The organism is Virgibacillus ndiopensis (genome assembly GCF_900187325.1).
In the GTDB taxonomy this organism is placed as follows: Bacteria; Bacillota; Bacilli; order Bacillales; family Amphibacillaceae; genus Virgibacillus_E; species Virgibacillus_E ndiopensis.
Genome location: NZ_FZMZ01000006.1, coordinates 738,113 through 759,691 on the forward strand (window position 1 = coordinate 738,113; position 21,579 = coordinate 759,691).

A 21,579-nucleotide genomic window follows, 5' to 3' on the forward strand; every position below is an offset into this window, starting at 1 on the left:
ATGAAATTAAGGAAAAGCACCATTACTATATTTGCGATTGTTTGTGGGCTTCTTATGCTCGCTCCAATTTACTTTTTAGTTGTAGGTGCATTCAAAACACCTGATTCTGTTTTTGACCTGAGTTTACGTATAAGTGATTTTACCTTTGATAATATTAAACAAGTGTTTGCGGAAACGAATATAGTTCGAGCAATTTTCAACTCTTTAATTGTATCAGTAACGGTAACCGTGGTTGCGATGCTTATTCATGCAATGGCAGGATACGCATTGGCACGACTGAATTTCCCAGGTAAAACATTTACATTTGGTTGGATAATCAGTACGTTGATGGTACCATTTTCTGTTATTATGATCCCACTTTATATGGTTGTTCAAAATCTCGGAATGGCAAACTCATATCTAGGGCTAATTGTTCCTATGATATTTAACGCTTATGGAATATTTTTATTTCGCCAATTTTATCTTGAATTTCCAAAGGAGCTTGAAGAAGCAGCATATGTAGAAGGACTATCTATTGCTGGTACATTTTTCAGACTTGTCCTTCCACTATCAAAACCTATCATTGTTCCTCTAACGATTGGTTTCTTTACTGCCAATTGGAACAATTACTTATGGCCGATGATCATTAACCAAAAAGAAGAATTAAATGTCGTTCAGGTGGCATTGGCAAATATTGTTGGTGGAGGGTATGAAACAGAGTGGAGCGTTATGCTGGCAGCAGCACTAATATCTGCAATTCCAACATTCATACTCTTTTTCATCGTACAGAGACATTTAGTTGAAGGTGTTAAAACAACAGGTATTAAATAACTTACAAGCAAAGTTAAGCGCCATGATAGTTTATCATGGCGTTAATTAACTTTCGTATGTAGTTCGAGAACAGAGTGATAGTGAAATAATAAAAGTATTGCAAAAATAATGAATTTATAATAGTATATGTGTAAACGATTACAGGCAATTTTACTTGCCACGGTATGTAAACGTTTGCATATGTTGATAAGCAAATTTTTGAAGGCGGGTAATGTTACTTATAATGTACTAGCCTTTCTTTATAGGGAGTAATTTTCAAAATCAAGGGGGTAATTTATTTGAAATCTTGGAAATCGGTAATGACTGTCTTTTTTGTTTTTGTGCTTGCTTTTATTGGGGGGTGTTCGGGGTCTTCCGGGGAATCAGACTCTTCTGGTGATCCAGAGGTTGTGACTCTAAACTTTTGGGATTTTCAATATGATATCCATCAAGAGCTTTTTCAAGAACTTGTTGATGAATATAATTCCATTCAAGATGACGTGAAAATAGAGTACGCATCATTTGGAAATTCAACTGATTATTCTAATACGAAGCTTCCGGTTGCCTTTGCGAATAAAGAAGGACCAGATATTTTTATGACGAGCGCTGGCGATTTTAAAAAGTATGCTGATGCTGGTGTTATGGCAGATCTTTCGCCTTATTTTCCAGAAGGTGTACTTAAGGATTTTCTTCCTTCAACAATCGATGCAGTAACCTATAAGGAAAAAATCCTTGCATTACCATTCGAGATGGAATTGTTAGGTTTGTATTATAACAAACAAATGTTAGAGGACAAAAATGTAAAAGTACCTGAAACGTGGGATGAGTTATTGGACGCTGCTCGTAAACTGTCAACGGATAAAGTTGCTGGTCTTGTTTTACCAACTGATATAGGACCTTACTTAAATTTTATTTGGTATCCGTTCCAATTGCAGCAAGGTGGAAGTATATTAAATGAGGATGGAACAAAATCTGCATTTAATTCACCGGAAAATGTAAAGGCATTGGATTACTGGGGAACATTTTTTCAAGAAGGTTTAGCACCTTCAAAATTACAATATGGTGCTGGAGATATTGATAATATAGCTACTGGGTCAGCTGCAATGCAAATTAGTGGTACTTGGGCAATTGCAACATTAGATGATAAATTTAAAGATTTCGAAGCAGGTTTAGTACCTATACCAATCCCAGACAATGGGAAACATGCCTCAGTTGCTGGAGGTTGGAAACTTGCTGTGAATTCCAACAGTGAACATGTGGAAGAGGCTGCAGATTTCATCATGTGGGCATTTGCAGAGGATACATCACGACCATTGAAATGGGCAAAAGCAAAATCTGCCTATCCTGCAAGAAAATCTGTAATTGAAGAAGGGCAAGAATACTATAAAACAGGGCTGCGTAAAATTTTCACAGAAGAGATTTATGATTCTGCAACACCTGAGCCTCAATATAGTGCAGAAGTTGTAAATGCTATTGGTGAGGGATTACAAAGTGTGATGTTTGGTGATATGAGTGGTGAAGAGGCTGCTGAAACGGTACATGAGAAGATTCAATCTGTACTTGATAGTAAGTAATTAAAAAGGTAAAAGTTTCAGGCTGTTCTATAAAAAGGTTAGTGTTTTATGGACAGCCTTTTAAAATTAATATTTGCAAAATTGTGTATATATGCAGGGAGGGGTGATAACCTTCGTCATGTTTGCTTGTAGTTGAAAGTTTACTATTTTCTTAATCGAGGGGGAAAATAAATGAAATTGTCGAAACCATTAATAGTCGTTGGTTTTGTATTTGTCCTTATTTTTATGGTTGGATGTTCTTCTGAATCATCTGGTGGTGAATCTGGAGATGTTGTCAAATTAACCTTTTGGGATTTTCATACAGATGCTGAAGAAGCGTTTTTCTCGGGTTTAGTTGATGAGTATAACGCTATGCAAGATAAAGTGGAAATCGAATATTCAACTATTGGTAATGCAACGGATTACTCTAATACGAAGATACCTGTTGCGTTTGCGAATAATGAAGGTCCGGATATTTTCATGACTAGTCCAGGGGATTTTCAAAAGTATGCAGACGCAGGGGCATTGGCTGATCTTTCACCATATTTTAAAGAGGGTGTAAAAGAAGATTTTCTACCTTCTGCATTAGAAGCAGTAACGGTTGATGACAAAATCCTTGCACTTCCTTTTGAATTGGAACTGCTTGGTTTGTATTACAATAAGACAATGTTAGAAGAAGCGAATCTCGAAGTTCCCAAAACATGGGATGAATTATTAGCAACAGCTAAAGAGCTTACGACAGATGAAGTTGCTGGTCTTGCACTTCCAACTGATAAAGGTCCTTACCTTAACTTTATTTGGTATCCTTTCTTGTGGCAAAATGGAGGAAGTGTTTTAAGCGAGGATGGTACAAAATCCACATTTAATACACCGGAAGTAGCAGAAGCATTGGACATTTGGGGATCATTTTTCCAAGAAGGAGTATCTCCATCGAAATTGCAAATTCCACATGACGACATTGCAAATGTAGGTGGTGGAACTGCGGCAATGCAAATTCTTGGAACGTGGGCAATTCCAAAATTAGAACAAGAGTTTGAAGATGGTGATGAATTTGGTCTAGCACCAATTCCAATACCAGAAGGCGGAGAGCATGCCACAGCTGCAGGGGGGTGGAAAATTGCGGTAAATGCTAATAGTGAACATGTAGAACAAGCAGCTGACTTCGTTATGTGGGCATTTGGTGATGATCAATCCCGACCATTGGAATGGGCAACTGAAACTAAATTTGCCTATGCTCCCCGTCAATCTGTTATAGAAGAAGGCAAAGAATTTTATAGTCAAGGTCTTCGTAACGTTTTCACAGAGGAAATCTATGATTCTGCCATTCCAGAGCCTAAATTTAGTGCGGAAATAGTTGATGCAGTAGGAGAAGCGTTGCAAAATGTAATGTTTGGTGGCATGAGTGGTAAAGAAGCAGCTGAAATTGCTCATGAAAAGATTCAATCTATACTTGATAGTAAGTAACTAAAGAGGAAAGCCTTGGAGGATGTCCCAAAATAGATAATGGTGGGACATCCTTATAAAAATTATGCAAGAAGCAGGTGAGTAACATGCAATATATAAAGGAATCGATTAAAGAATTCGAATCCTATATCTCGAAGCCAACAAAAAAGCCGGATCATGATTCTTTCTGGAAGCGTACATTTCAAGAGGCAAGAAAAAATCCGCTTCATGAAAAACTAGAAGAAATAGATTATCCAATTAAACAGATTCAAGTCTATGAATTAAGCTATAGCGGTTTTGATGATACTCCAATAAAGGCGTTTTATATTCTTCCAAAAAAGCATGATCAAAAGCTACCGTGTCTTATTTTTTTCCATGGTTATATGGGGAATAAAAACTCTATCTCCAAGTATATGAAATGGCTTATCCAAGGGTATGCCGTAATTGCTGTCGACTGTAGAGGACAAGGGCGGAGTGGGGACTATTCCCACTATTCATCAGACGGAATGGGGTCTTGGGTAGTAAAAGGAATTTTAAATAAAGACGAGTATTATTACCGTAAAGTTTATACAGATGGTGTTCGTGCAGTAGATTTCGCTTGCTCACGTCCTGAAATTGATGCAGAACGCATTGGTATCATGGGAGCGAGTATGGGTGGAGGGATAACATTGGCTGTTGCAGCTTTAGATGATCGACCAAAGCTGGCAATTGCCGATATGCCGAATATGTGTGATATCCCATTGACAATGGAACAAAAGTTTGAGGGGTCCTTAACGATTGTAGAAAACTTTCTGCACAGATATCCGGAACATATTGAATTGGTTTATGATAACCTGACATACTTTGACAATTTAAATCTTTCCAAGAATATTACATGTAAGACAAGATTTTCTGTTGGATTGAAGGATCTTATCTGTCCGCCTAAACCGATATTTGGTGTTTATAATCAATTGAAAGCACCTAAATCAATGGAAATATATCCATTCGCCGGACATGATATGGAAATAATTGAACATATTGATAAAACGATTAAATTTGTTAATGAGAATCTATAGTATGGAAAGGATGTTCTCTTATGAAAAGCTGCTGTTCTGCATCAAGAGAGAATTTTGATGATACGAAAATACATACAGATCAACATGTATTCAAGACACATATAACATCTGAAGAGAATATGGTTTATCTTGATGGTGGAGAATTCGTCATGGGTACGGATGATGCAAATGGTTTTCCCTCTGATGGGGAAGGACCGGCAAGAAAAGTTGCTGTTTCTCCATTTTTAATCGATAAATATGTCGTTACAAATGAAGCATTCGCTAAGTTTATAAACGATACGGGGTATGTAACAGAAGCGGAACAGTTCGGCTGGTCATTTGTTTTTTATAGCTTTTTAACGGATGAATTCCTAAAGTCAAATCCGCGAACTGCTCAGCAAACACCGTGGTGGGTGGCGGTGAAGGGGGCAATTTGGAAATATCCTGAGGGTCCTGGGTCAGGGATTGAAGATAGAATGGACCATCCTGTTGTGCACGTTTCCTGGAATGATGCGAAAGCTTTTTGTGAGTGGAGTGGGAAGCGTTTGCCGACAGAGGCTGAATGGGAATATGCCGCACGTGGAGGATTGGATGGGAAGATTTATCCTTGGGGCGATGAACTGATTGTAGATGGAAAGCATCAATGTAATATCTGGCAAGGTGAATTTCCAACTAAAAATACAAAGCGTAATGGATACTTCGGTACGTGTCCTGTAGATAATTATGAGCCAAATGGTTATGGGTTATATAATACGGCGGGGAATGTATGGGAATGGTGTGAGGATTGGTTTGACCGTAATTATCATTCTAATAGTGTAAGTGATAATCCAACTGGGCCAGCAACTGGACAAAGTAAATCCATTCGAGGTGGGTCGTACCTCTGTCATAAATCCTATTGCAATCGTTACAGAGTGGCTGCAAGAAGTGCAAATACACCTGATAGTTCTACAGGGAATACGGGATTTCGTTGTGTGATCGACGTCTAGTAGTTCAGATTTTGTGTAAATGCTTATAAATTTGTGAGTTTCGGGGGTGGGGTCACCTAATTTTTGGCAATACGATCCGATTTATGTTAATACGATCCAGATTAACTCAAATACGCGCCAAAAATTAAAAATACGCGCCAAATTAATGGAAATACGAGAGAAAATCTTCCAAATACGATCCGCTCCTCAACGCAGGGAATTTCGCAAATACAATTATGGGTACTTGTAAAATATTTTTTCGAAAAATGAAAAAAGTATTGATAAAAAACGAATATTATAATATATTAGATTTATAAGAATTATGAAAACCCTTTCATTAGTTTCATATTTTTTTAAGTCCATGTGTAAACGTTTACACATTTTATTTACACACTTTCTGTATACGTTTACATACATACGTTTTTCTCTAGATGTCTAAATATTGCATAAATTATTAACCCAACATAATGATAATCAGATTAAACTTCCGTCAATCAAAAGCTTTGAAAGGGGTGATCTTCAAAGAAAATTCGTCTAAAGGAACTATTTACTTCAATTTTTTAACAAGTCATATAAAAAAGGGGAGAAATTATGAGGAAAAACAAGTTGTTAGTTGTTTTGATTTCACTATTTACGCTTGTTATTTTAATGGCAGGATGTAAGGGGACGGGCCCAGAAGGAGAAAGCGCTGGAGCAGAATCTGATAAGACGGAATCTGGAAAAACAGTTATTGATTTTTGGGTTTCATGGGGGGATGGTAAGGCAGATTGGTTTAATAAGTGGATTGATAAATACAATGAATCACAAGATGAAGTAGAAGTTAAAGCTACCTTTATCGCTGGTGATGCTTGGGATCAAAAAGTTAAAGCGGCTCAAGCGGCAGGTACGGGCCCAGATGTTATGACGATGAACTATGGTAGTATTGTTTTTTCTGCTCAACAAGGGAAAATCCAACCTTTAGATGAATATGTAGATCCGGCAATTTTTGAAGATCTTCATGATTTTGCTAATGAATTCGTATCGTTTGACGGTAAGCACTATGCATATCCATTTAATGCTGAACCTGGTTCCATTCTCTTATATAGAAAAGATTTCTTTGAAGAGGCTGGACTGGATCCAGAACAGCCACCTGAAACCTGGGATGAGTTAATTGAATATGGTAAAAAGCTGTCCAAAGATGGAAGATATGGTTTGACTGCTGCAGGTAATACTAATGATCTTGCGTGGTCTCACTGGGGACTTCAAGCTATGACCGGTCAATTACCAATAAATGAAGATTGGTCAGAAGCAACCATTAACAATGAAGGTTATAAAAAGCTATTTAAGTTTTGGAATACCTTATACGAAGAAGGGATTTTTCCAAAACAACAACCAGGTATGTATACAGAAATCCAGCCTTTGGTCGATGGTCGTACAGCAATGATGTTTAATGGTTCATTTACATTTGATGCATTGAGAAATGAATATGCAGATGTAGTCGATAAGATCGGGGTAGCTCCACTACCAACTCCAGATGGTAATTATAAACAACCGACTTCTGCAATGGGTGGATGGACATTTGTAGTCGATGGGAATTCTAAGCATCCAGAAGAAGCTGCTAAGTTTATTGAGTGGTTCCTTGGAGGGGATCCAGAAATCATGGTTGATTTCTTTGAACTATCTAACTTCTCAAGTTTCACAGGACGTAAATCTGTCGATGAGGCATTAAAAGATCACCCTCAAGCTTCAAATGATGAATGGAGAAAAATACTGTTAGAAAAGGTTATTCCATATGCTGTACCAGAACCAATTCATGCATGGGAAATTAGTTTAGCTTATGCGAATGCATTGGAGCGTGTATATTTACAAGGGCAGGATATTGATGAATCATTGAAACAGGCTGAAAAAGAAATTAACGATTATATTGAAGCGAACGATTATGCAGGAACTAATCCTAGACTTCAGTAATTACTAGTAGAAATTTAATTTGGGGGTTTAGATATGGATTTATATCTAAACCTCTAAATTATTAGAGAAATGGGTGGGTATATGAAAAAATTATCTGCAATTAATCGATCCGATAAGAAAACAGCATTTTTAATGTTATTGCCACTTATCGGTTTATTAACTGCTTTTGTTATCATTCCATTGTTTTATGCTGTATTTGTTAGTTTTTATAAGTGGAATTTTTATCAAGAAAATATTTTTATCGGGTTTGAGAACTACAAGCGAGTTTTATCGGATCCTTTATTTTACAAAGCTATGTGGACTGGATTAAAATTCGCTGCAATCGTTATCCCTATACAATTTGTATTGGCATTTTTGTTTGCAAATTTGATACGAACATTAGGAGGGAAATTTGGTGGTTTTGTAAAAACTTCTATTTATATTCCTCATGTTATATCCGGGGTAGTTGCATCTATTATTTTTCTATTCATTTATGACTTTGATGGAGGACTAGCTAACTTTATTATCCAGTCCTTAGGTTTGGAAAAAGTCGCTTGGCTTGCTGATGTGAAATTTGCACTAGCTAGTATTTCCGTTCCGGCAATTTGGCTTGGATTTGGTCTTACAACACTTGTTATGCTTGCAGGATTAAACGATATCCCTAAAACATATTATGAAGCTGCAGTAATTGATGGTGCCAATGCATGGCATAAAATGATTTATATTACTATTCCATTATTGAAAAATATATTCTTGTATCTACTAGTGGTTGGTGTAACTGGGGCGATTCAACAGTTTGATTTACCTTATTTAATGACCGGTGGAGGTCCTCTGAATGAGACCATGACACCAAACCTATTTATATTTACTCATTTCACCAAGGACCCTTACATGGGGTATACAGTGTCATCAGCACTGCTTCTATTTGTAATTTTGGCAGTTATCTCAGCTGTTATTTTTAAACTGTTTAACTCGAAAAAGATGGACAGTTAAACGAAACTGGAGGTATACCGTATGAAAGAAAAATTAAATATATATGGTTTAAAATTAATTGGTTTTCTTGTAGCAATACTGTCTATTTTTCCTTTAATTTGGATGGCGATGGCTGGTTTTAAAAAAGAGTCGGAAGTACTTTCATATCCTTTTAAGTTTTTTCCATCAGAATGGATTTTGACTAACTATATAGAACTGTTACAAAATCCAGCATTCATGCGGTCAATTGGATTGACATTGTTTGTTGCTGTGGTAGCGACAACTTTAATTATCTTTATCAATTCAATGGCTGCCTATGTATTTGCGAGATTAGAATTTCCAACGAAAAATTTCTGGTGGCTTTATGTAATCATGACGTTGTTTATTCCGTCGATGGCCATTTTGATTCCATCTTATATAGTAGTTGCTAAGTTGCATATGCTTAACACTATTTATGTTTTGATTATTCCGGGTATTGCATCTGCGATGAATGTGTTTTTGATACGGCAATTTTATTTAAATATACCAACAGAACTGGAGGATGCGGCTTTTATTGATGGGGCGAACAGATTCAAGATTTATTGGTATATCTTTTTACCTTTATCTGTACCAGTTTTTGTACTAGTTGGTATCACTGCGTTTTTAGGCTACTGGAATTCACTGATTTGGCCAATTATGACCATTTCTGATGAAAGATTATACCAAATTATGCAGCTGTTAGCATATTTCCGTTCCGATCAAGGGAATGATTGGGCAATGATTATGGCTGGTTCGACCATTGCTGCTATACCAGTAATTGTTCTATTCCTTATTTTCCAAAGGCATCTTATTGAAGGGATTAAAATTTCGGGTATTAAATAATCTACATATCCTGGGGAGTGGAAAATGTTGAATATAGAGGTTACTTATGGTGATGAAATACTAGATACACATATGCGGAAACTAAATAATTATGTAGTAATAACAGATCCAATCCCCTGGAATCTTTATCAACATTTATTTCAACAAAAGCCTAAAAAAGTGATAATGCCAGGAACTTTAGATAAGGATCTTTTGGATGAGATGATTGAAACCATTCCGCAAGATGTTGAGTTTGTTGGTTTGGGTGGGGGAGCGGTTATTGATGCTGCTAAATATTTTGCTTATTTACGTGATAGGACCCCTACTTTAATTCCGACAATTACTTCGAGCAATGCCCATTTTTCCGATTTTATTTCGGTTCAGCGTAATGGCGCCGCGTTTGGGTTTAAAAAGATTGGGTGGCCAAAGCAGGTGATTGTTGATTATGCATTAATAGAAATGGCTGATCCTAGATGGAATAGGGCAGGCTATGGGGATTTATTATTTTTACAAACGGCATTGAATGATTGGGTGCTTGCTGCCCAAGAAGGAAAGGCAATGCCTGTTGATCCTCGTTTGGAGGAAGCGGTTAAGTCTATTATGCAGGATGCAATTGAACATGCTGAGGAAATTGGGTCTATGTCCAAAAGGGGATTGGATAGATTAATAAAATTAATTGAAAAATCGAGTCGCCTTATAATGGATAATCTTACGGTTCCATTAAGTGCAGGGGCAGAACATCTCTTTGCATGGAATTTTGAACAGGTAACAGGTAGACATTTAATTCATGGAGAATTGGTTTCATTAGGAATAATCATAACCTCCTATCTGCAGAAACGTAATTACCACGAATTGAAAGATGCTTTAGATAAAGCTAACGTAATCTATCATCCTGACCAACTTCAAGTTAGCTGGGAAGAAATAAAAGAAACATTGCTAACAGTTGGAGCGTATAATCGGAAGTTTCGTAATTTCTACACTATTTTTGATCAAGTGGAATGGACAAAGGTACAATTAAAAGAAATCCAGGATGTTATATATGCTCGATGATATCTATTACTTTCCAGGAGGATTAATATGCTTGTACTAGAAAATGATAATGTTTCTATATCATTTAACGAAGAGGCAGGTTGGATTAGCAGTATTTTTGATAAACGAAGACAAATAGAATATATTCCCCAAAAGCGAGAGGCTACGGCTTTTCGTCTAGAACTGGAGAATAAATTAACTAGTGATTTTCAACGATTTACTTATTCGAGTATCGATACAGGAGATAGATCTGGATATAAGTTTACCTGGAATTTAAAACAGCAGATTACCATAACTGCTACGATTCAGTTGAATCATGATGCTGATGAAATTCATTTTTATAGTGATGTACATAATCAATCGGACGAACCAATCGTAAGTTTGGAGTATCCGATTATTACCAATATCGATGCAATTACCGAAAATGGACAAGACGATTATCTTGCTCATAGTTTTGCGACGGGTATTCGAATTCATAATCCTCTCGTTCATTTTACAAAGGATTGGAATGGCTTTAGATACATGCCTTATCCGGAAAGCTTTTCAGGTTCGACGATGCAGTTCTTCAGCTTTTATGGTCAAGGAAAAGGTGGGCTTTATTTTGCTGCTTACGATAGTGAGAGTTACTCCAAATGGCTGAATTTTTATAAACGAGACAACGAACTATTGGAAGCGTCCTTTATTCATGGATGTGAGGACATAGGTGCTAAGAAAGGAATCAATGTCCCATATCCTGTTGTAGTAAAGGTGTTGGAGGGTAAGGATTGGTATGAAGGTGCGGATATTTATAAGGAATGGGCTATTAACCAATATTGGTGTCAAAAAGGTGTTCTGGCCGATGCTGATGAAACGAATAAAGCCAAATGGTTGATGGAAGATGTTGGAGTTTCAACATTTGGAATAAATGCAGGTCGTGACCGTTCAGAATGGATCCGTAACTATCACAACTATATGGATACCAAGATATTTCACATTCTTGGTCCGGATTGGCCAAACAAAACACAGGATTTCAGAAACAACCTACCAGGAGGACTTAATGACTGGTTTCCGACAAATTTTAACAAAGACAATATAAAGCTTATGGAGAGCCTTGGCGATAAATATGCACCGTTCGAATTTGATTATTTATTCAATGTTAATGGTACAGATGGTGAGCGGGGCAAAGGGGCAATGCAACAGATCCCTTCACCATCAAAAAGTATAGATAACTATCCATTTCCATTTGTATGTCCAGTAGACCCTTATGTACAAGAACTCCATGTTCAGCGTGATGAAACCCTTCAAGAAGAAGCAGATGTGGATGCTATCTATTACGACATTTCTGCAAATAATATTTTAAAGGTTTGCATGGATGAATCGCATGGGCATCCAGTGGGAGCGGGAAGGCAAATCACGAAGGCATACAGAAAAAATTATATCAACACGAAACAAGCAATGAAGAAAAAAGCGGAAGACCGTTATATTCCGATGGGAACAGAAATGATGAATGAAGTTTTTCTAGATGTGCTTGACTATTATCAGGCGCGTGCAGGAGGACAACCCGCTGCACCACTAGAAGGTTGGAATACGAGAGAATTGCTGAAGACTGGTGATGCGGAGCTAATCCCGATGTTTGCTTATGTGTATCATGAATATGGTCCAGTAAGGTTAGATGGATGGGGAAAAGTTGTAGAAGAAATAGGCGATTTATTCTATTTTACGGTAGCACGTACGTATCTTTGGGGAGGGTTGTACGAACTGAATCATGAATACAGTCCAATGGAAGCAATCGAAGGAAAAGAAAATATTTCTGAAGAGCATTATTATCCATTTGATCCAATTGGATTTGAATTTTCACCTGAGAGAGCAACTTATATTTCCAAGTTTGCAAATGCAAGAACGGGCTTCGGGAATAAATATTTAGCGTATGGGAAAATGCTGAGACCGCTTGAATTTGAGTGTCAGAATGCAAATCTGAATTGGTTTCATTATAACTGTGACAAAAATTTTAGTGAATTTAATGATTCAGGGGAGTTAGAGGTAAACTCCATTGTTCATTCTGCTTGGCAGTATCGTGATGAACGTATCGGTTTGTTTTTTGCAAACGTCACTGAAAAAGCACAAAGGATCAAACTGGATTTAAATTTGGATAACTATTCCTTAGCTAAAACTGAATTTGCTGTTTGTATGGTTACAGAGATGGAAAGAGATGAAATGTTTGTTTTAAAAAAGAATGAAGTAAAAAACTTGGAAATAGAAATTCCTGAAAAAAGTGTTATCTTACTGGAAATCTCTTAGGAGGCGATCAACGATTAGTAAACAGAAAATTCTTGAGCCAGGATTTCCCGAATGGAAAAAATAATATGGAGGTGTAATGGATGGACAATAACATGAATGTTGTATTTATCATGACAGACCAGCAAAGGGCAGATGTGATTGGCGAGGACCGTCATCCTTGCGCAGATTTTCCAAACATGGAACAGCTCAAGAATGAATCGGTATTCTTTGACAACTTTTTCACAGCTGCTTCACCATGTGTTCCTTCACGGTATTCTTTTTTGACAGGAAGGCAGCCATGGAAGAATGGTGTTAGTGGTAATAGAAAATTTAGTACGGAAGGTGAAACAACGTGGATGCAATTATTGAGAAGATATGGGTATCGCTGTGTTTCTGTAGGGAAGACACACATGATTCATGCGGGAAGCTTTCATATCCAGGTTCCTGTTGGGAAATCCTTTGGAGACCAGGATGGATGGAATCACTTTAATCCAGAAGCTTCTCCGGAATCGGATGAAAACTATTATGATATTCATATTGCTAGGCGGGCCTGTGATGCATTAGATCGTTTAAATGATACAGAACCATTTGCTATGTTTGTCGGGTTTCACGCACCACATGAACCATATGTAATGCCTGAGAAATACTTGGACTTTTGTAAGCCTGAGGATGTTCCGTTACCAGCAAATCGATCTGATAATGAATACGAAACTAAATCAGAAGCTTATCGGAGACGTCACGATCTGTTTAAAAATATGTTTGGAGAAATGACGGAAGAGAAGATTCGGAAAGGAATAGCTGGTCATTTCTGTTTACTTAAAATGGTAGACGATTGCCTAGGAATGATTAATGAGAAATTGAAGGAAAAAGATCTCTTGGAAAATACCTTGGTTGTATTCGCATCAGACCATGGGGAATTGCTCGGTGAACATGGTTTATTTAATAAAGCTGCAACTGCATATGAATCTGAAATTCGGGTTCCGTTCATGGTTCGATTTCCAGATGGATTTAAAGCAGGAGAACGCGTTGAAAGTCTAGCGTCAAGCATTGATTTTGTACCAACACTTTTTAACATAATGGGATTATCTCCGGATGTTACGTTACCTGGTTTCTCACTAGTTCCATCTATTGAAGAGGGAACGGCTGTACGAGATTATGTGACACTCGCAGACGGTGATGGCACAATGGGCATTCGGACAAAGGAATATAAATTATGGTATAACTCTAATTTTAAAGATGGAGAAATGTATGATCTGATAAATGATCCAGACGAACTCCATAACTTATATCACGACGAGGACTCTAAGGAACTGCGTAGTGAATTGTTTGAATTAACGCTTCATGCCAGGATGGTAGATGATGATCGTGATAATATTCCTACAAAGCGAGAAAAACGATTGCATGATGAAGTAAAATCCTCCTATGAGCCTGAGGTGGTTTGAAGTGATATATAAATTTTTGAAAATTTCTTGTAAAACAGTTGAAAGCTAAATGGATCTATTATATAGTATATGTAAACGATTACACATTTAACAGGAAGTGATCCATTGCCGAATGTAACTATTAAAGATATTGCGGAAAAATCAGGAGTTTCAACTGCAACAGTATCAAGGGTATTAAACAAAAATGGCTATGCAAGCACGGAAATTAAGAATAAAGTTTTTTCGGTTGCAAAAGAATTGAACTACCGACCAAATGGTATTGCCAGAAGTCTTAAAATGCATAAGACAAACACAATTGGAATTATTATACCGGATATTTCCAACCCTTATTTTATGAAAATTTCAAAAGGTATTGAAGACATCATTCAAAAAGAGGATTACATTTTAATTTTCGTAAGTGGAGATGAAAACCCTGTCAAAGAAGAAAAGACACTGAAAGTTCTTCTAGAAAATAGGGTGGAGGGAATAGTGCTTGCTACATCAAGTGAAGATGATGAAAATATTACAAAGATACAACAAGCAGGTGTACCGGTTGTGCTAATCGATAGAAAATTAGAGAATCAGTTAGACGATTTGGATTTTGTAGTAGAAGATAATGTGGAAGCAGCGTACCAGTTAACCAAATACTTGATTGAAAAAGGACACCGTAATATTGGCGTGATTAATGGTTCATTAAAAGTAAGTACTGGTATGGAACGCTATACAGGTTATAGAAAAGCAATTAAGGAATTTGGAATTGAAGAAAATACTGACTTTGTATTCAACGGTAATTTCATTCAGGAGGATGGAGAAGAAGCTGTTACCAAATTCTTTGAACTTGAAACGAAACCGACAGCTATTCTTTCCTTTAATAATACGATGGCATATGGGGCTGTTCTTCAACTTACACGGATGGGGTTAACAGTACCCGATGATGTTGTGGTTGCTTCTTATGGAGAAACAGAAATTGCTCAATTATTAAAGCCACCCGGCATTATTAGTGTAAAACAATCGCCATACGAAATGGGTGTACGGGTCGGTGAAATTTTACTGGAACGATTGGCGAATAAAGATATAGAGGCAACACATGAAATATTTACTCCTGTATTGGATATTCAGGAGGATTAACTTCAAAGAGGTGTAAAGATGACGATCGTAAACGATATTAAACAAGCAATAGAAGTAGAAGCGGCAGCTGTTAAAGCGCTTGCAGATCAAGCGGGAACGGAATATGAAAAGGCTGTTAAGCTAATTCAAAACAGTAAAGGAAAAGTTGTTATTACAGGAGTAGGAAAATCAGGGCATATGGGAAAGAAAATCGCTGCTTCTTTTTCAAGTACCGGCACGCCTGCCTTTTTTGTACATAGTACGGAAGGTGTCCACGGGGACTTGGGGATGATTGAGCAAGAAGATGTCGTTATCATGATTTCAAACAGTGGTGAGACAGCAGAAGTATTAAGTCTGTTACCATCACTTGAAAAAATCGGCTCCAAGAAAATTGCAATTACATCGAAACAGGAATCAACACTTGCTGTGAATAGCGATGTGGCACTTACTTACCAATATGAGACAGAGGCAGATCATTTAGGATTAGCACCTACTACAAGCTCCACCCTCACACTTGTAATTGGTGATGCCTTAGCAGTTGCATTATCTAAAGCTAAAGATTTTAAAAATGAGGATTTTCATTTGTATCATCCCGGCGGAAGCTTGGGTAAAAAATTATCAAACTAATAGACTATCAAAGATAAAGGAGATTTAATTATTATGTCATTTGTAGGAACATCATTAAGAGATTTATATCGAGAAAGAGACAGCAAAAGAAAACGTGCATCAAGTTACGATACTACCGGTGGAAACAGAGACTTTTTGAAAATATATCCAGGTGATGTAGTGGACATTTGTGAGTTGGAAGGTTCAGGCTGTATTACACATATTTGGATGACTATGGCTCCGTTAGATGATGATGTGGAGGAGTATTTACACCGTAAAGTTGTTCTAAGAATGTATTGGGATGGAGAAGAGAATCCAAGTGTACAAGCACCGATTGGAGATTTCTTTGGAATGGGTCATGGAATTACGAAAAACTATTCTTCTGCTCCATTACAAATGAGTCCTGAAGATGGAAGAGCATTAAATTGTTTTTTCCCTATGCCTTTTGGTAAAAATGCTAGAATCGAAATTGAAAGCAATGCAGACGATCCAATTAAATTTTACTTTTACGTAGATTATGAGGTTTATCAAGAGGAAATTGATAGCCCGCTTCGTTTTCACGCATTGTGGAAACGTGAATTAACAAAAGGCATTGAGGACAATATTTCGAATGCATTATATTGTTTCGGTGGTAAAAATACAACTGGTGATGACAATTACGTAATTTTAGATGCTGTTGGTAAAGGACATTATGTTGGTTGTAATTTAAACATTCATAACTTGAGGTTTACACAGGAATGGAATTGGTATGGTGAAGGGGATGACATGATCTTTATTGATGGAGAAGCATGGCCACCATCTCTTCATGGTACGGGAATGGAGGATTACTTCAATACTGCTTGGTGTCCGCAGCAGGAGCAATCCACCCCTTATCACGGGTTAATCCTTGGTGGAGATCCGAATTGGGCTGGAAAGATTTCTGCATATCGTTTTCACATTCAAGATCCGGTTATGTTCGACAAATCGATTAAAGTCACAATAGAGCATGGACACAATAACCATCGAAGTGACGATTATTCTAGTACGGCTTATTGGTATCAAACAGAACCACATAATACGATACATCCAATATTACCGGTAAAAGATCGCTTGCCATTACCAGATATTTTACCGCAAAATGAAGAGGACTTGAAAAAGTGTTTTGATTATTAATTAGTACCGATTCATATATACAGCCCTTGCAAAACTCCACTGTAATCATATATTACGAAGGTTTGCAGGGGCTTTTCTTTTGAAGGATCGCTGAGGATGTATAAACTGTTGTGCGCCTTTTTATTCTCAGCAAAAATTTTAATGGATCATATAGTCATTTAAATAAAGGCTCTTTTCATAAATTTTATTGCCTTTTACGTCGTAGTTTCAGTGAAATGTGACGTAAATCAATGCTAGGGCCGTCGTTCCGGAAATACACATCGCTTTCCGCGGGCTCGCGCTGAGCCTCCTCGGAAGAAAACCACTTCCTGTGGGGTCTCAGCGTCTTCGCTTTCCCGCAGGAGTCTCCGTGTATTTCCTCCACCCAAGAGTCTCCGTGTATACGAGCTGCTAATAAGATATTATAATCTTTCAATTCCTCATTAAATCAAATGAGGATATAAAGCACAAACCAGGGAGATGAGGCTCATCAGCCGACCTAAGGATCGCGTAGTGTATACGGGCTGCGGGACAAAAGAACGTTCAAAAATGTGTAACCTCACACCAGTTACGTCGTAGTTTATGTATTTTTGTGTAAAAAACAATAATCTTATAGAAAACAGCTTAAATAAAAGAAAATGCCTATTTTAAGGAGATGTTTATGTGGCGTTACTAAAATGTTCGTTTACTTCCGAGATATTATCGACAAGTACATCCATGACAGTGATCCTGCCACAGGAACGACAAGCTTTCCCTGGTGGAAGACGGGAACATCCGGTTCTCTATCTTCTTCATGGGTACATGGATGATCATACAACGTGGACACGTTTTACCTCTTTAGAAAGATACGTGGAAAAGTTGGGGCTGGCCGTTATAATGCCACAGGTAGGTCATAGCTATTATACAGACATGGAACAAGGAGGAAATTTTTGGAGTTCTTAACAGGGGAATTGCCAGAGGTAGTCCACTCCATGTTTTACCTTTCGGATAAGCAAGAGCATAACTTTGTTGCAGGACTATCCATGGGGGGCTATGGTGCATTGAAATGGGCACTTCGATTTCCGAATAAATTTGCTGCGGCTGCTAGTATGTCAGGAGCTCTCGATGTTGTTGAACTTACCAAACGTGTTTCAGGGGACAGAAAAGAAGAATTTAAATGGATATTTGGAAACCAAGATATTCAAGGAACAGAAGATGACTTACTGTGGCTACTAAAGAAGCACCAAGAATCTGGTAATAAAATTCCGTTATTATACCAAAGTTGTGGAACAGATGATTTTCTTTATGAGGATAATATCCGTTTCAAAAATGTATGCCAGAATTTAGGTTACCCTCTAGAAACAGAGTTTGATTCCGGTGACCATAATTGGATGTATTGGGACAGGAAAATTAAAGATGTATTAAACTGGCTACCCTTAAAAAAATCTTGAAATCATGGGAGGTGGTCGACCGGGTTTTTATGAACACGAATTTAAGCTGTTCATCATGATAGTTCTGAGTAAAAACAAGGGAGGAAATTATTATGAAACAAGCAGAAACGATTTCCATTGGTACTGGCTATTATCCAGACCATTGGCCAAGGGAGAGGTGGCCCGAAGATATACGGTTAATGAAAGAAGCTGGAATCAAAGTGTTAAGACTGGCAGAGCTATCTTGGTCTGTTTTAGAGCCCACGGAAGGAGAATTTGATTTCACTTGGCTGGATGACTTTATTGAGATGGCATCGGATGAAGGGTTACAGATAATTCTTTCCACACCAATTGAAGCGTCACCTGTCTGGTTGCGGCATAAACATCCAAAAGTTGTTCGGACGGATCGTTTTGGTAGGATTCATGGAGATCGAGGGATGCATTGCCATAATAACTCTGATTTTATTTTTTACGTCAACCGCATTGCAACCAAAATGGCCGAGCATTATGCGAATAACCCGGCAGTAATAGGTTGGCAGATTGATAATGAACTGCGAAATGTTGACTGTTACTGTGAAGAATGTTTGGTCGCTTTCAGGAATTGGTTGCAGGATCGATATGGTTCATTGGAGAAATTAAACGAAGTCTGGGGTACTTGCTTTTGGAGTCAGGTATATCGTAAATGGGATGAAGTGACGTTACCTTCTGCCGACCAGTTAACTATTTCCGTAAGTCAGAAGCTGGATTTTACTCGGTTTGGATCTGATTCAACTGTCAATCACTTAAATCGTCAAGTGGATATAATAAGGAGCTATGCACCCCATCAGTTTATCACACATAATATGCTGGGTTGGTATCCGAAACTGAATGCGTATAAGCTTGCCGAGAAGCTTGATTTTATAAGTTGGGACTGTTATCCACATGTTGATGGTGACAATAATATCGAATGTTTTTTACATGACCATTATCGAGCAGTAAAAGGCAAGGGCCAATGGGTAATGGAACAGAAGAATGGCTATTTTAATTATAGTGATTACAATTTGGCCATTGAACCTGGTCTGATTCGCTTATGGACATATCAGGATATTGCTAGAGGCACTGATGGTGTCATGTATTACCGTTGGAGATCCAATAAATACAGCGGGGAACAAAATCCAAATGGACTTCTCAGACATGACGGGACACCTAGAAGACCGTATTATGAGGTTCAGCAAGTAACAAATGAATTAGCGGAGTTTGGAAAGGACCTTATTAAAACCACAGTAGAGGCGCCGGTTGCGCTTCTATATAGCTATGATCAGATGTGGGCTTTTGAAGCACATGTACAATACAATAATTTTGACCATCGGGAACATCTATTAACCTATTACAGACAATTGATTCGATTAGGGATAACAGCAGATTTAATCGACCCAACAGCAGATTTGTCTAAATATAAAATAGTTATTGCGCCTTCGATGGCAATGATTAGTGATGAAATACATGCGAATTTCATATCCTATGTAGAAAAAGGTGGATGCTTGATTATCGGTGCAAGAAGTGGTATGAAGACATGGTCAAATACAACACATGAGATGCCATGGCCCGGATTACTAGCGAAAATGGCAGGTGTTGTGGTTGACGAATTTGAAGTTCTTCCTGACAAATACGCCAACTCTATTTCCTATAATGGAAAGAATTATCCTGTGAAAGTTTGGTTGGACATGCTAGAGACGAAAACAGCGGATTCACTAGCAACCTATAATGAAAAGTTTTATGCAGGTAGAACAGCTATTTCTAGGAATAGCTATGGGGACGGGGTTGTTTACTATGCTGGCGTGATGGGAAGTAACGAGCTTGCCTATGATTTAATAGCAGATATTGCAAAGGAAAGGAATCTATCATTTTCACCAGTACCAGAAGGGGTGTACGTTTCTACTAGATCAAATGAGGCTAGCAGTTATACATTTTATATAAATGTTAACAGAGATGAAGCCAATGTTGTTTTACCAGATGAAGGGTTTGATGTTATTCAAGGAGAGCGTGTTTCTGGAGAAGTACGTATTGACGGATTAGATGTCTTAATTGTTAAAAATGAGGTGAAGAAATGAAAGCATTAGTTATTGAAAAACCGGGACAAGCAGTAATTAAAGATGTGGCATATCCAAAACCTGGTAGGGGAGAAGTAACGGTTAAAGTTAATCAGGTAGGTATTTGTGGGACGGATGTTCATATTTATAAAGGAGAGTTTTTATCCCCTTATCCAATAATTCCTGGTCATGAATTTTCCGGTGTCATTCATGAAATTGGTGAAGATGTACCAGAATACGTGACCGGAGAACGTGTTGCAGTTGATCCATCTTTATTTTGTGGAAAATGTTCATACTGTTTAACCAACAGAGGGAATCATTGTGAAAATTGGGGTGCGTTAGGAAATACAGTTGATGGAAGTATGGCGGAATATGTAAAGGTTCCTTATGAAAATTTGGTAAGGATTCCTGATGATATGTCTGATGCAGAAGGGGCATTTATTGAACCACTCGCATGTGTAGTGTATGCGATGCATCGCTTGAAGCTTAAGGTTGGAGATCAAGTGCTATTATTTGGTGCTGGAGCCATGGGACAACAGCTCATTCAAGCATTAAAAACAGCAGGAGCGTCTCAACTAGTCGTTGTTGATCTTTCAGTGGAAAAATTAGCAATGGCGAACGAATGGGGAGCGTCACATACATTTACAAGTGATAAGCTAGATGAGGTGCGCGAATTGCAGCCAAGAGGATTTGACATTGTCGTTGATGCGACAGGAATTCCTGAAGTTATTGAACAAGCGATCACTTTTACTGGTCCCGTTGGCAAGTATCTGCAATTCGGTGTGACCCCATCAGATGCTTTCATTAAGTTAAATCCGTTTGATCTCTATCATAAGGATTGGACATTACTTGGAACGATGGCAATAAATCATACATTTATTCCTGCATTTAACTGGATAAAGGAAAAAAGAATTGATGTAAAACCATTAGTATCAAAGACGATTTCTTTGGAAGATACAATTTCATTTTTGGAAGGACCGCGTGACCCGAATTTGTTGAAAGTGCAGATTAAAATATAATTTACAAGCA

At 37.7% G+C, this 21,579-nt stretch carries 16 protein-coding genes and 1 pseudogene; all 17 read left to right on the top strand.

Annotation, left to right across the window (positions count from 1 at the left end; all coding sequences use genetic code 11):
• Positions 1 to 810 (top strand): carbohydrate ABC transporter permease, encoded by an 810-nt coding sequence (locus CS937_RS16110; protein ID WP_099159493.1) that lies wholly within the window; start codon positions 1 to 3, stop codon positions 808 to 810.
• Between the two features lie 278 nt (positions 811 to 1,088).
• Positions 1,089 to 2,363, top strand: coding sequence for an ABC transporter substrate-binding protein (locus CS937_RS16115; RefSeq protein ID WP_099159494.1), 1,275 nt, complete (start codon positions 1,089 to 1,091; stop codon positions 2,361 to 2,363).
• 171 nt (positions 2,364 to 2,534) lie between these two features.
• Positions 2,535 to 3,806, top strand: coding sequence for an ABC transporter substrate-binding protein (locus CS937_RS16120; protein WP_099159495.1), 1,272 nt, complete (start codon positions 2,535 to 2,537; stop codon positions 3,804 to 3,806).
• 86 nt (positions 3,807 to 3,892) lie between these two features.
• Complete coding sequence (locus CS937_RS16125; protein WP_099159496.1) at positions 3,893 to 4,840, top strand: acetylxylan esterase; 948 nt, start codon at positions 3,893 to 3,895, stop codon at positions 4,838 to 4,840.
• 20 nt (positions 4,841 to 4,860) lie between these two features.
• Positions 4,861 to 5,805, top strand: a complete 945-nt coding sequence (locus tag CS937_RS16130; RefSeq protein WP_099159497.1) for a formylglycine-generating enzyme family protein — start codon at positions 4,861 to 4,863, stop codon at positions 5,803 to 5,805.
• A 570-nt stretch (positions 5,806 to 6,375) separates the two neighbouring features.
• Positions 6,376 to 7,731, top strand: a complete 1,356-nt coding sequence (locus CS937_RS16135; protein WP_099159498.1) for an ABC transporter substrate-binding protein — start codon at positions 6,376 to 6,378, stop codon at positions 7,729 to 7,731.
• A gap of 81 nt (positions 7,732 to 7,812) precedes the next feature.
• Positions 7,813 to 8,703: a carbohydrate ABC transporter permease gene (locus CS937_RS16140; protein WP_099159499.1), complete on the top strand. Its 891-nt coding sequence runs from the start codon at positions 7,813 to 7,815 to the stop codon at positions 8,701 to 8,703.
• 21 nt (positions 8,704 to 8,724) lie between these two features.
• On the top strand, positions 8,725 to 9,543 hold the full coding sequence (locus CS937_RS16145; RefSeq protein ID WP_099159500.1) for a carbohydrate ABC transporter permease: 819 nt from the start codon (positions 8,725 to 8,727) through the stop codon (positions 9,541 to 9,543).
• A 24-nt stretch (positions 9,544 to 9,567) separates the two neighbouring features.
• Positions 9,568 to 10,572 carry an iron-containing alcohol dehydrogenase gene (locus CS937_RS16150; RefSeq protein WP_099159501.1) on the top strand — a complete coding sequence of 335 codons (1,005 nt, stop codon included), beginning with the start codon at positions 9,568 to 9,570 and terminating at the stop codon, positions 10,570 to 10,572.
• A 27-nt stretch (positions 10,573 to 10,599) separates the two neighbouring features.
• Positions 10,600 to 12,828, top strand: a complete 2,229-nt coding sequence (locus CS937_RS16155; protein WP_099159502.1) for a DUF6259 domain-containing protein — start codon at positions 10,600 to 10,602, stop codon at positions 12,826 to 12,828.
• A gap of 80 nt (positions 12,829 to 12,908) precedes the next feature.
• A complete protein-coding gene (locus CS937_RS16160) occupies positions 12,909 to 14,249 on the top strand; it encodes a sulfatase-like hydrolase/transferase (RefSeq protein WP_099159503.1) in 1,341 nt (446 codons plus the stop codon).
• A 105-nt stretch (positions 14,250 to 14,354) separates the two neighbouring features.
• Positions 14,355 to 15,356 (top strand): LacI family DNA-binding transcriptional regulator, encoded by a 1,002-nt coding sequence (locus tag CS937_RS16165; protein WP_099159504.1) that lies wholly within the window; start codon positions 14,355 to 14,357, stop codon positions 15,354 to 15,356.
• Positions 15,357 to 15,374: 18 nt separating this feature from the next.
• The gene (locus CS937_RS16170) at positions 15,375 to 15,962 is read left to right on the top strand and encodes a KpsF/GutQ family sugar-phosphate isomerase (RefSeq protein WP_099159505.1); all 588 of its coding nucleotides are present in this window, start codon (positions 15,375 to 15,377) and stop codon (positions 15,960 to 15,962) included.
• 33 nt (positions 15,963 to 15,995) lie between these two features.
• Positions 15,996 to 17,093 carry a glycoside hydrolase family 172 protein gene (locus tag CS937_RS16175; RefSeq protein ID WP_099159506.1) on the top strand — a complete coding sequence of 366 codons (1,098 nt, stop codon included), beginning with the start codon at positions 15,996 to 15,998 and terminating at the stop codon, positions 17,091 to 17,093.
• 642 nt (positions 17,094 to 17,735) lie between these two features.
• A pseudogene (locus CS937_RS16180) lies at positions 17,736 to 18,502 on the top strand (alpha/beta hydrolase).
• Positions 18,503 to 18,594: 92 nt separating this feature from the next.
• Positions 18,595 to 20,571, top strand: a complete 1,977-nt coding sequence (locus CS937_RS16185) for a beta-galactosidase (protein WP_099159507.1) — start codon at positions 18,595 to 18,597, stop codon at positions 20,569 to 20,571.
• Positions 20,568 to 21,569 (top strand): zinc-dependent alcohol dehydrogenase family protein, encoded by a 1,002-nt coding sequence (locus tag CS937_RS16190; protein ID WP_099159508.1) that lies wholly within the window; start codon positions 20,568 to 20,570, stop codon positions 21,567 to 21,569. The genes CS937_RS16185 and CS937_RS16190 overlap by 4 nt, the downstream gene beginning before the upstream one ends.
• Positions 21,570 to 21,579 lie beyond the last annotated feature (10 nt).